This window comes from Candidatus Pelagisphaera phototrophica, assembly GCF_014529625.1.
Lineage (GTDB): Bacteria > Verrucomicrobiota > Verrucomicrobiia > Opitutales > Opitutaceae > Pelagisphaera > Pelagisphaera phototrophica.
Genome location: NZ_CP076039.1, coordinates 915202 through 928113, shown reverse-complemented (window position 1 = coordinate 928113; position 12912 = coordinate 915202). Strand labels below are relative to the sequence as shown.

General features: G+C 50.1%; 9 protein-coding genes and 1 tRNA gene. 1 reads left to right on the top strand and 9 read right to left on the bottom strand.

Annotated features, from left to right (window positions below):
* Positions 1-23: 23 nt before the first annotated feature.
* The 6 genes from ahcY to GA004_RS04085 form a co-directional block, all read right to left on the bottom strand.
* On the bottom strand, positions 24-1475 hold the full coding sequence (gene ahcY, locus GA004_RS04110) for an adenosylhomocysteinase (protein WP_283396030.1): 1452 nt from the start codon (positions 1473-1475) through the stop codon (positions 24-26).
* Between the two features lie 9 nt (positions 1476-1484).
* Entirely contained in the window at positions 1485-2666 is a 1182-nt protein-coding gene (metK, locus tag GA004_RS04105; protein ID WP_283396029.1) for a methionine adenosyltransferase, read from the bottom strand.
* Positions 2667-2887: 221 nt separating this feature from the next.
* On the bottom strand, positions 2888-3481 hold the full coding sequence (locus tag GA004_RS04100; RefSeq protein WP_283396028.1) for a hypothetical protein: 594 nt from the start codon (positions 3479-3481) through the stop codon (positions 2888-2890).
* Between the two features lie 155 nt (positions 3482-3636).
* Positions 3637-5478: a hypothetical protein gene (locus GA004_RS04095; RefSeq protein ID WP_283396027.1), complete on the bottom strand. Its 1842-nt coding sequence runs from the start codon at positions 5476-5478 to the stop codon at positions 3637-3639.
* 63 nt (positions 5479-5541) lie between these two features.
* Positions 5542-8451, bottom strand: a complete 2910-nt coding sequence (locus GA004_RS04090; RefSeq protein WP_283396026.1) for a TonB-dependent receptor — start codon at positions 8449-8451, stop codon at positions 5542-5544.
* A 341-nt stretch (positions 8452-8792) separates the two neighbouring features.
* Positions 8793-8869, bottom strand: a tRNA-Asp gene (locus tag GA004_RS04085).
* A gap of 282 nt (positions 8870-9151) precedes the next feature.
* Between GA004_RS04085 and GA004_RS04080 the strand changes: the two genes are divergently transcribed.
* Positions 9152-9640 (top strand): response regulator, encoded by a 489-nt coding sequence (locus GA004_RS04080; RefSeq protein WP_283396025.1) that lies wholly within the window; start codon positions 9152-9154, stop codon positions 9638-9640.
* A gap of 8 nt (positions 9641-9648) precedes the next feature.
* On the opposite strand, the gene tpiA is transcribed toward GA004_RS04080, so the two are convergent.
* The 3 genes from tpiA to gap form a co-directional block, all read right to left on the bottom strand.
* Positions 9649-10416: a triose-phosphate isomerase gene (tpiA, locus tag GA004_RS04075; protein ID WP_283396024.1), complete on the bottom strand. Its 768-nt coding sequence runs from the start codon at positions 10414-10416 to the stop codon at positions 9649-9651.
* 39 nt (positions 10417-10455) lie between these two features.
* Positions 10456-11658 (bottom strand): phosphoglycerate kinase, encoded by a 1203-nt coding sequence (locus GA004_RS04070; protein WP_283396023.1) that lies wholly within the window; start codon positions 11656-11658, stop codon positions 10456-10458.
* A gap of 181 nt (positions 11659-11839) precedes the next feature.
* Positions 11840-12862, bottom strand: a complete 1023-nt coding sequence (gap, locus tag GA004_RS04065; protein WP_283396022.1) for a type I glyceraldehyde-3-phosphate dehydrogenase — start codon at positions 12860-12862, stop codon at positions 11840-11842.
* Positions 12863-12912: the final 50 nt, after the last annotated feature.

Sequence of the window (12912 nt, the reverse complement as noted above, 5' to 3'; positions counted from 1 at the left end):
ACTCTGATCTCGCTAAACGCCAACTAATACCGATAATGGCTCGGTTTGTAGGGCCCTTCAACATCCACTCCAATGTAGTTAGCCTGCTCTTCTGTGAGCTTGGTTAATTTGACACCGATCTTCTCCAAATGCAGACGGGCGACCTCTTCATCCAGAGCCTTGGAGAGCAAGTAAACGCCTGGATTGTAGATTTCCTTGTTTCTCCAAAGATCGATTTGAGCCAATGTCTGATTCGCGAACGAATTGGACATCACAAAAGATGGATGTCCCGTTGCACAGCCCAAATTCACGAGGCGGCCTTTGGCGAGCATGTAGATGCTGTTTCCACTTGGGAAAGTGTATTTGTCTACCGCCCCTTGCGATTCATCCTTTATCACATCGATACTGATTCCCTCGTAAGCGTTCAGCTTGTCGATCTCAATCTCGTTATCAAAGTGGCCAATGTTACAGACAATTGCCTGATCCTTCATTTTCTCCATGTGCTCAATTCGGATAATGTCCTTGTTGCCAGTAGTTGTCACATAAATATCCGCTCGGCCTAATGTCTCCTCGACTGGACAAACTTCAAAGCCCTCCATCGCGGCTTGCAAGGCACATATCGGATCGATCTCTGTCACGATGACGCGAGCTCCCATTCCTACGAGGGCTTGAGCACAACCTTTCCCGACATCACCGTAACCGCAAACTACAGCCACTTTACCACCGGTCATCACATCAGTCGCCCGCTTGATGCCATCGATGAGCGATTCGCGGCAACCGTAAAGGTTGTCGAATTTTGACTTGGTAACCGAGTCGTTTACGTTGATCGCAGGAACGAGCAATTTCCCCTCCTCCATCATCTGGTAAAGACGGTGAACACCGGTGGTCGTTTCCTCGGAAACACCTTTCCACTCTTCCACAACCTTTGCCCAGCGACCAGGATTCCCGGCATGTATCTTTTTGAGTAGGTCTTTAATCACCTGTTCCTCTTCAGATCCTGATTCTGTATTCACCCAGCCGCTACCATTCTCAAGTTCCAATCCCTTGTGGATAAGAAGAGTCGCATCGCCCCCATCATCAACGATCAACTGAGGACCCAGCCCCCCTGGGAATGCCAGTGCTTGATCCGTACACCACCAGTACTCTTCTAGAGTCTCACCTTTCCAAGCAAAAACGGGAACACCCGCTTTCGCAATCGCTGCCGCCGCATGGTCTTGCGTCGAATAGATATTGCAGCTGACCCAGCGCACATCCGCTCCCAGCGCAACGAGCGTTTCTATCAGCACGGCAGTTTGGACCGTCATATGGAGAGAACCCATAATCCGTACGCCTTGCAGCGGTTTTTCCGCCGCGTACTTTTCTCGAATCGCCACCAATCCGGGCATTTCATGCTCGGCAATTTCGATTTCTTTGCGGCCAAAATCCGCAAGCGAAATGTCCGCTACCTTATAATCTAGTCTTTGTGTGACGTAATCAAGTGTTTGTGTATCGCTCATAGGTATATTTTACTTTGAAAATTTCTTAACCGCTCTTGCGAGGGCAGTCGCCTTATTTGTTTGCTCCCAAGAAAGGTGGTCTTTCCCGAAGTGACCGTAATTGGTCGTGGAACGGTAAATCGGCTGCTTCAGTTTTAGCTGCCTGACGATTCCAGCCGGCTTGAAATCGAATACCTCGCTTACCGCTGCTTCGATGACTTCCTCGTCTACCTTGCCCGTTTTGAATGTATCCACTGTGATCGATACCGGTTCGGGATGACCAATGGCATACGCCACTTGGAGCTCGGCTCGATCAGCAAGCTTGGCCGCGACGATGTTTTTAGCTACCCAGCGGCACATGTAGGCTGCCGAACGATCGACTTTCGATGGGTCTTTCCCTGAGAAAGCTCCCCCTCCGTGACGCCCGGATCCTCCGTAGGTATCTACAATAATCTTGCGGCCGGTTAATCCGGCATCGCCCTGGGGACCGCCAATGACGAAACGCCCGGTCGGATTGATCAAATATTGGGTATTTTTAGTGAGAAGACTCTTCGGAAGGCATTTCTTGATGACCTTCTCGATCATAAATTTCTCTATGTCTTTGCGACGTACGTCCTCCGTATGTTGGGTCGATATTACAACCGCCGTGATCTCAATCGCCTTGTCCCCTTCGTAACGAATCGAAACCTGCGACTTGCAATCGGGGCGAAGCCACTTGGCTTGACGACCCGCATGACGAATCTTCGCTATCTGGCGACCAATCCGATGAGCAAACATTACTGCCGCCGGCATAAGTTCTTTGGTTTCGTTTGACGCATAGCCAAACATGATTCCCTGGTCACCCGCGCCTTGCTCTGCGGTGTCCTTGTCCTTTGCCTTCTTAGCGTCTACACCTTGGGCAATATCCTCTGACTGACTAGTCAGGTTGTTCGTTATGAAAACCTTATCAGCGTGAAAGATGTCATCGTCATTCACATATCCAATCTCACGAATTGCCTGACGAACGATTTCTTCATAATTAAGTTTCGCTTTGGTCGAGATTTCTCCCGCTAATACGACCTGGTTACTCTTAACCAAGGTCTCGCAGGCAACCCGGCTGTTGCGGTCCTGCGCGAGGCAAGCGTCCAAAACGCTGTCTGAGATATAGTCAGAAACTTTGTCCGGATGCCCTTCCGCAACCGATTCCGATGAGAATACGTATTTTTTGGCCATAGGTATATCTGATTTCGATGAATTCATTCGAGCATTGCACTCAAATATCAACATATCCTGATTTATTGATATGTTATTTAGAAATTCAAGCCAATACTGCGTCTGGCCCTCTCAAATGATCCCAAAATCAGGCTATTCTAGGTATCAGATTCTAATGGGCTAACGACTGATAGGGTGTTCTTTGATCAATCAAATCGAACCTTGACCGAGAAGAAGAGTTCTCAATTCCCCTTGGCCTGGGCAATGCGAGCTTCTCTCGCTTTGCGAAATTTCTCCCGCTGCTGCAGGCCGTTTGAAAGCAGGTCACTGACAAATATACGGGCTTCCTCCTCTTCCCGGAGGGTCTCGTCATCCTTGACTCGAACGGGCTTTTTAGGGGGCGCAGGAGTTCGTCTATTAGCGGCGACAACCGGTTCGGTCCGTTTCAAGGCGACGATTTCATTCTCGTTTATAGCGATCTCTCGCGATCTGCCCTGAAGACTGACCGAAATCGTCCCGTTGTCCTCATCAAATCCAGAAACGGAAATCCCATCTTGAGCCCCGCCAAGAGGTATCCAGAGACTTTGCTTCGTCTTGGTGTCATAGAGACTGATGGTAACTTGGCCTCCAAACCCCAGAAGCCCCGTGAACTCTATTTTATCCAGGCGCGAAGGAACTGCTTTCGCTGGAGCGTTCACAACGACCGGTTTGCTAGCCCGCTCAAAGGGAGATCTCGGCTCTTCACCCCATAATAAGGAAGGTGCTGCGAACGGGAAAAGAATGACCATCGCCTTAAACAAGCGTCCTCCTTGCACTCCCTTTTCAAAAACTCTCATTACTCTAACTGTATCTAACGGTGCCACTGCTAGGATTCATTACAAAACAAACAACCCATTTCCAAGACAAGCGACAAAAAACGACAAAACCAGCCCCTCAAAGAGAGGCTGGTCCCCGTAATCACAAAGCCTTGCGACTTTGAAAATATTTTGGCCTAGTCGACAGTGTACACTTCGATGAGGACTTCACCTGCACCACCGTCATGGGAAGAAACTTGAATGGTGTAGACACCCTCTCCCAAGCTGCGAGTGACAGCGGAACTGGTTGTATCTACAGTATCGTAAGAAGTTCCTTGGAATTCAGTCACCTCGAGCGGAAATGCACCTACCTGTGCCATTGTTGCCGAAAGCTGAGCCACGTTCTCTTCGACCCAGTCGTCTGCTACCCCAACTTCTATCTGGGCAGGAGGGCTCTGTGTATAGTCGGTCCTGAAGATCGTGAATTGGGGATCCGCCATAGGAGAAGAAACTCCAAGATCAGCCAATTTCGGTCCAACCGCACGAATTAACAACTGTTGTGATGCACCGATCACTGTAAAACCGACTGTGACCGTTTCGCCCGCGTCGACAAAGCCCCGAGTCGACAAGTTCACGAGGTCACCACTCGATTCCGATGAAGCCGCCAAGTATCCAGCCTGAGAAAGATACGTCCAGCCGGCAAGCCAGTTGTCGTTTCTAGAGAAAGCACCCTGGTACGCGACTTCGTCGAAAAAGTCGTCTTGCGGGTAAGCTGCCAACGCATTTGACAAGGCAGGGCTACTAGACAGGGGACGAGGATCAAATCCCCCGTCGGCCGTGCGAGAGATCCCTGCCAGGAGGGCTGCCTCAACCGTATTGTTATTTCCTGCGTCGGCTAAGAAAGCTTCTCCGTCGTCGAGGTTTGTCCCTCCCGCTCCGAGGGTGTCATCCTCATCACCGTGGAATAGGTCCGCGGCTTCGAAATCCCAAAGATTGTTGGTAATATCCATCAACGAAACCGTCTCACCGTTGGAAGGAATACGAAGACCGGAGTCTGCTTCGATTCGAATGCCAGTGGGCCACCCAGTAAAGATGGAATTCTTGTAAAGCGCATATGCGTTGTCGCGAATGCGAAGAGCTGCTCCACCCTCACCATTGCCTACGTAGGTTGCGTTATAAATCGTACCCCCTCCGATATTCCGACCGGCATTAAATGAAGTCTCGCCGTCGTGCTCTCCCCCATTGTCAGGACTAAATTTGGAATTCGCAACGGGTCCACCAACGTATACCCAAAACTGACCACGTCCTTCCCAGCCTTGGTCGTAGTCAAATCCATCATCACCCCCATAAGCAGCGACTGCGTATTTAAGATCTACGGTGCCACCGAAGAACTCGATACTGTCGTCGGAGTTGGCAAAAACTTCGATGTGGTCGATCTGCGTACCTCTGCCCACGCCTCCTAGTGTCAACCCATTGATCTCAGCATCCTGAGCCAATTCAGAACCGCCAAAGCGAATCGAAACGTAGCTCAAGGTTCCCGAGCTGTCCTCTGGATCCGTGCCACCGAAGACTCGGGACGCTTCCGGCAGGAACTCTGGAATGCCTTCCACAGTGTCCGTAATGGTCGTTCCCTCAGTCCAACTGTTCTTGTTCCGATCAGAGTTGATAGGAGCGTTCCCGAGAATAATTAGCCCACCCCAGGCATTACCGTTTTCAGGTCCCCAAGATCCATCCATAGGATCCGCTTCTGCAGTAAAAATGATCGGTGCAGAACGAAACCCTACCGCGTTGATATTGCCCGTTCGTGAGATGATCAACGCAGTAGCATCTGTACCTGTTCCTGCAGCGGACTTGATAACAGTGCCTGCCTCAATCGTCAAAGTAGCCCCATCTACGGTTATAAATCCAGACATGTGGTAAACATTATCCGATGTCCATGTAGTGTCTGACGTGATATTGGTCGTGACGTTCACGTCAGCTGCGTAAACCGCTCCTGCAAGGAGAGCCGAAGCGGTGATCATTTTTATTGCTCGTTTCATTTTATATGGGTTTCTTGTTTTATGTATAAGAAGAGTTTGGAAAAATTCGTATCCGGTCCCGCCCTACTTTCCGTAACTTACGCTTAGCGAAAAGGTTCGGCCCGACTCATCTAGAGAGTATGGGAACTCAACCCCCTTGAACGCGTGGAACCGCCTTGACTCGGAATCGAGCAGATTGCTCACCTTGAATTTGAGCTTCCACGATGGACCGAGTCTCTGGCTGGCAATCAAGTCCAGAACTTCCGAGGGCTTTTCATCAACCAATGGCAGATTAGCGTTTGTAACCGCATAGAGGCGTTCACCGGTGTTATTATAGGAGAGTGTAATGGCCGCTCCCTTACGGTAATGCTCCCAGGACGCGTCAAAATTGAATATCGAAGATGACTGCCCCTGGAGTTCTCGAGTCGGTGACAAATCAGGAAACTCGGCTATCTTGCGATCGATCTCCAATTGGGATCGATTAACCTCCGAATCAATGATAGCCAAGTTGCCGCCAAGGGAAAAGGACGTGAATTCAGAGGAGAGCAGATTGATCTTCTTGCGAGCCTCCAGCTCCACGCCTTTAACTTTTCCCGTTTCCACATTGTCCCACGAGATGAAACCAAACCGGTCGATAACCTGCTCTATAGGGTTCTCAAGATCCTTGTAGAACAGGCTCACTGCGAAAAGCTCGTCACCATTCTTTGGAAACATTTCCCAGCGGATGTCGTAATTCGCGATTTCAGACATCTTCAGATTTTGGTTTCCTATTATGAGAAAAGAGCCGATCGAATCAAACTCGGCCGCTGGAGTGAGCTCACGAAAGCTGGGACGAGCGATTGTATTCGAATAAGCAAAACGCAGGTTCTGGCGTTCGTTGATACTCCAAACCAGATTCGCTGAGGGCAGGAAGTGATCGTCGGCAATGCTTGACTCGGAATTCGGGATGTACTGAGGGCGTCCTGATACGGAAGTCACCTGGACCGAAGTATCTTCATGTCTCACACCTCCGATGAGGCGAATCTTCTTAGTCACCGGAATATCCGCCATAATGTAGGCTGCCGAAACTTCTCGATTCCCTATATACTCTGGGTAGGCGTCAGTCAGGTTGACCATGACAACGCCCGTTTCGCCATTACTGTCCAAATTGATGTTTTCTGGAGACAAAAAGCCATCCCGATTCCCCGTGTAGTTCACGAATCGATCACCATCGCTCCAGCTAAATGCCAAGGCATTATACTGCCTATCCGCCTCGATATTTCTCATGCCAGCTTTCAGGTACGATCCTTCCCTGTCTCCAAAGGCGAATGGCAGTTCTATATCGAAACCAAATTCGTCCGCGGTTTCCTCAAGCTCGCGAAAGTTCCTCCGATTAGTGAATCCCGTTGGAAACTTCCAGTCATCTGGATCAACACTGGACAAATCTCTGTCGGCATCATTGAAATCCTCTAGCCCTACCGCGTCGAAAAACACGATAAAGTCAGGCTCGTCCTGCGTGCTATTTGACTTGGCATAGTTCCATTCAAATTTGGCCCTTCCCAGATTTGGGAAGACATGTTTTCCGTAAAGCTGATTGGAGCGGATGTTTCGCTCGGTAAAGTGAATCCTGCTCTCCCTGAGGTATTGATCCTCACTTCCCTTCACCACCCCTTGCTGCAAGAACGCCTTGTCGCTAGCAGACTGGTTGAAGAAATTCTTCAGCCCGATTTCATGCTCAGAGGATAGCTGTAGTGCCGCGTTAAACAGCCCCCCAAGGTTGGCGGAGTTCTCCGACTCATCAACTAGCATGTCGAATTCTGGGTTCAACACAGAGCCATCCACCCCGCGATCAAATTGATAGCGCACTTCTGGCGCCCCCGTGCGGGTAGAAAAATCGCGACTATGGGTCAGGCTTGCCGTGTAGCCAAATCGCTTCTCGCCGTCATTCGACAGCAAGACGCTGTCTCCAAACGCCAGCGAAAAACTCCGGTTCAGCGGAGCGTCCCCCGAATCAATAGGAGAGATAACCGGTGACAGGTCATTTAGTATCTCTGACTGCTCAGCGTTGCTCAAGGTAGAAAGATTTTCATTCCGGGCTAGACGATCAGGCACCTCCCTCGTTCCATCATCCTTGCCACGCCAGTCGCTCGAGCCGCCCGGATAAGAAAGGAAAGATGTCCCCGTCGAGTTTGTATTGTACCCAATTCCGTAGGACACATTGTAGAAGAACTGGTCAGGAAAAGATTTCGTCTGGATATTGACAGCTCCACCCGTAAATTCGCCCGACTTGTCTGGGGTAAAGGTCTTCGTAGTCTCGATCACATCGAGCAAGCCCGTCGGGAATTGATCCAGTTGCACCGACTTGCGGTTCGGGTCCGCACTGGGAACGGTCGTCCCGTTGAGGGTCGTTGTATTGTAACGATCAGAAAGTCCTCTAACGACCATGTACTTCCCGTCCTGAATGGAAGCCCCTGTCACCTTGGCGAGCGCATCCGCTGCATCGCCAAGTCCTAGCCTGCTAAACGTTTCAGACCCCATAGCGTCACTGATGGCCGGCGCTTTTTGCCGTTGGGTCAGTAGACCTATATCAGAATCCTCCAGTACTTCTGCCTTAACCGAGAAGGAATCCAGTTCGATAACATCTGAAGTGTCATTGAAAAGTGGAACATCCATTTTCTTAACCTCGCCTGCTTCAATATCAAGCGATTCCACCTGGGAAGACTTATAGTAAGGAGCTGAAACGATGAGCGTGTAGGTGCCTTCCGGAACTCCACTAAAAAAGTATCGTCCATCAACGTTCGTCTTTGCAGACATCTGATTCTCCAAAATCGTGACCTTGGCGTTCAATACGGCACCTCCGTAGTCAGCATCCTGGACTGCACCAGAGAGGGTACCAGACTTTTGTTCTTGTGCAAATAGAACGTTGATATTGTAGGCAATGACGAACATTAAAGACCCTTTAATCGATAGGCCGAACGTTTGCCGATTACGGAAAGCAAAGCTGTTTCGTTTCATGATTTGTAGACCATAAATGCCAATCGAAAAATGGCCCTCTTCAACGCGAAAAAACTAAACTCTGTCCATTGTCACCCCTCTGTAACAACCGACACATGTTAGTAACACTGCCGTAACAAAATCGACACTGCAGGGCCAAGATCGGCGCACTATTGGCGCAGTCGGGCCCTAAAAACGGCGTTTCCAACGACTGGGATTAGAAAACCACCCAATAGCGTCCCAACGAGTGCCCGTTTTGTCAGCGCCCCGACCCGTCAGCTTTCTCCAATCGAGTCTCACTACGATCCGTCTTCCCTGTTTTCGAAAAAGGCCGTCCTTTGGAAAGGACGGCCTTTAAAAAGTGGCGGGATAGACGAGACTTGAACTCGCGGCCTCCTGCGTGACAGGCAGGCGCTCTAACCAACTGAGCTACTACCCCGTGATGTTGAGAGGCCGGACAAATTAAGTTTCAGGTTACCCAAGTCAAGCGCTGTTTTGGCATTTTCCCTGAAAATAACTAAAGCAACCAACATCGATTTAGACAGGGGATTCGATCAAGCCCTCTCGAACAGACTCATTTCTCCGTACTAGTTACCTGGTTGACCAAAAAGGCCATATGGCACAGCTTTAACTTTGGAATGATGCCAGAAAGACCGAATGAATTCATCGCAATGGCGAAGTCACCAACTGCGAACAAAGTACCAAAGGGATGGGGATGAGCATGAACGAGAGCCAGGAAGACCTATTCGCATCCGATCCTTCAATTCCGCTTCCCCAAACCACTGCAAGTTTCGCGGAAAAGCGGCCATTGCGGATCCTCGTAGCGGACGACAATGCCATTAATAGAAACGTCGTACAAACCATCCTAGACCGGCTCGGTTACCAACCGATCGAAGCATCCGGAGGGGAAAAGGCTATGGGCCTCTTGAAAAAGGAACCGTTCGATATCTTATTTACCGACATTGACATGCCTGAAATGGATGGGGTCGAACTCGCTCAAGCGTTGAGGGAACACGAAAAATCCAGCACCATGGGATCAAACAAGACCGAAATTATTGCGATCACCGCCAACGTCAGCCCTGAAACCAAATTGAGATGTAAACTTGCCGGAATGGACGGTTTCCTGGAAAAACCCATTGATCAGGACAGGATCAAAAACCAGCTCCTAAAGAGCTGGAGACGCATTAAAAATCGACCCTCTCGATCTTGATCGTCCCGCTACGAGGCAGTCCGAGCCGCATCGATCAGCTCACAAAACGACTTGGAATCCAGCGAAGCTCCGCCAATCAGTCCTCCGTCGATATCCGTCTGAGCCAAAAGCTCGGGGGCATTCGATGGCTTCATTGAGCCTCCGTAGAGGATTCGAACTTTTTCCGCTGCCGCCTCACCGTACTTCTCAGTCAAAAGAGATCGGATCGAGCCGTGAACTTCTTGGGCCATCTCAGGTGTCGCTGTCTTGCCTGTGCCGATGGCCCAAACGGGTTCGTAGGCAACAACCACATTACTCAGGCCGTCTGTATCCACGCCTTCAAGTCCTCCCAGTAGCTGCCTTTTGACGACCTCGAGAGTCTCGTTGGCTTCGCGTTCTTCCAAGGTTTCACCGATACAGAGAATCGGGTTGAGCAGGTTCTCCAAAGAGAATCTTACCTTTTCGTTCACAAAGGAATCCGACTCACCAAAATACTCCCTCCGCTCACTATGCCCAAGAATCACATACTTAGCAAATACTTCTCTCAGCATTTCTGGGGAGGATTCACCCGTGTAGGCTCCATTCGTTTTCGGATAGAAATTCTGGGCCCCCAACTTGACCGCTGAACCTTCAATCGCTTGGGACACGCGATCCAAAGCAATAAACGACGGGCAAACAACCACGTCGACAGCTGCGTCTTTCGAAACGACCGAAGCGATTTCCGAAGCGAGCTTCTTGCCCTCTTCCGGTGTTTTGTTCATTTTCCAGTTTCCTGCGATAAAATATTTCCGGCTCATTTGTTTTGATTAGTCTAAATTTCTAGTTGGGTACAAAGTCTATTTTTCATCGAGGGCCTCAACTCCCGGGAGCGCCTTGCCCTCGAGAAATTCGAGACTGGCTCCGCCGCCTGTGCTGATGAAGGATACATCTCCTCCAAACCCTGCCTGATTTACCGCTTTCACGGAATCGCCACCGCCAATAATTGAGATAGCCTCCTTATTCTTGGCTACTGCTTCCGCGATCGCAAAGGACCCTTTGCTGCAGGCCTCTATCTCGAAAATACCCATGGGGCCGTTCATCAGTATCGTTTTCGCATTGGCTAACTCTCCAGCGTATAGTGCAACCGTTTGGGGACCGATATCAACGCCCTCCCAGCCATCGCGGATATTTCCCTCCACGTCTGAGACCCCAATATTGCCCACACTCATATTGTCGAAGTCGAGCGAATCAACCGTAACGTTGTCCACCGGAAGCAGAAACTTGACGCCTTTTTCTTTCGCTTTCTTCAAAGCCGCTTTTGCCGTGTCAATAAATGCCGGTTCGGACAAACTGTCGCCTACCGTTTTTCCTAAAGCGAGTGCGAATGTATAGGCCATGGCTCCGCCGATCAAAATCGTGTCCGCCTTGTCTAGCAATCGATCAATGACGGTTATTTTGTCACTGACTTTCGCCCCTCCAAGAATCACTACAAATGGGCTTTCCGCGTTCTCGGTTTTGTCTCCGAGATACTCGAGCTCCCTCTGTATCAGCAAACCGGCAACTGCAGGTTTCAAGAACTGAGCTATACCCACCGTTGAAGCATGAGCTCGGTGCGCTGTACCGAAAGCGTCATTAATAAACACATCCCCAAGTTTAGAAAAATCTTGGGCCAGATCTAAGTCGTTCTTTTCCTCGCCCACATGAAAACGGACGTTTTCCATCAGAGCTACTGAACCGGGAGAGAGTTCTGAAACTGCTTTTTCGGCTGCCGGTCCACGCGATTCTGGCACAAAGAAAACGGGCTGACCGAGTTCGTCAGCGAGCACCTTGGCGACAGGGGCCAATGAGTATTTGGCATTCACCTCACCCTTCGGACGTCCCAAGTGGCTCAGCAATATTGCGGTGCCACCCTGCTCGACAACGTATCTGATCGTTGGAAGCGCTCCCAGAATACGCGTTTTGTCAGTGATTTCGTCTCCTCTCAAAGGTACATTGAAATCAACGCGGAACACCGCTCGTTTGCCCTTGAGGTCTAAATCTTGAATCGTTTTTTTCGCCATGGCTACATGGTTTGGCGCCCGCCAAAAATCTGAATTATTAAAATTGGAGTTGTGGGTTTGAAAGCCTGTGCCGGCTCAGAATTGTGAGCGACTAGCAATTACACCGTGCGCCTGAAAGGCGCCACAAAAAAAGAAAGCCCTTTGCCTGGCATTCCAGACAAAGGACCGAAATTAAACGCAACTATTGAGCCGAGATCTTTTTGAGAAGATCGACCACGCGATTGCTGTAGCCCCACTCATTGTCGTACCAGCTAACCAACTTAAAGAAGGTGTCGCTCAGCGCGATGCCAGATCCTGCGTCAAAAATGGACGATGAGGGGCAGTGGATAAAGTCGGAAGAAGCGACCTCGTCTTCCGTATACTCCAAGATGCCCTTGAGGGAACCTTCTGAAGCTTCCTTCATTTTCTGGCAGATCTCTTCGTAAGAAGTCGATTTCGTCGTCTTTACCGTCAAATCGACCACCGATACGGTAGGTGTTGGAACGCGAAAGGCCATACCAGTGAGTTTTCCTTGAACCTCTGGTATCACCAATCCTACCGCTTTGGCAGCGCCCGTTGACGAAGGAATGATGTTCATCGCTGCGGCACGTCCGCCTTTCATGTCTTTGGGCGATGGACCGTCTACCGTCTTCTGGGTAGCAGTATAGCTGTGTACCGTGGTCATCAGACCTTCTTCGATGCCGAAGTTGTCGAGAATGACTTTGGTGATGGGAGCCAAACAATTGGTGGTGCAAGATGCGTTGGAAATGAGTGTATCCTCAGCGGTCAAGGTATCATCGTTGACGCCTAGAACAACGGTCTTTACTCCGTCACCCTTTCCAGGAGCGGAAATGATCACTTTCTTGGCACCTGCGTCGATGTGACCCTGGGCCTTTTCATCTTGAACCCACAGGCCAGTGGACTCGATCACAATATCGATTCCTAGTTCCGCCCAGGGGAGGTTTGCAGGTATCTCGCGAAGGGCAAGACACTTGATCTTCTGGCCATTGACCACAAGAGCATCGTCCCTTTCCGCCTCTACAGTACCGTTGAAACGACCTTGAGTCGTGTCGTACTTAAGCAGGTAAGCGAGGTTGCCTGCAGGAACGAGATCGTTCACGGCAACTACTTCTACCTGGTCGCCCAGGAGACCCTGGTCGACAATTGCGCGGAAGACTAGACGGCCGATGCGGCCAAATCCGTTAATAGCTACTTTTACAGCCATTGTTCTCTAATTTTTACTGGTTGACGTCTTAGTTTAGAAGATTCCTTCAC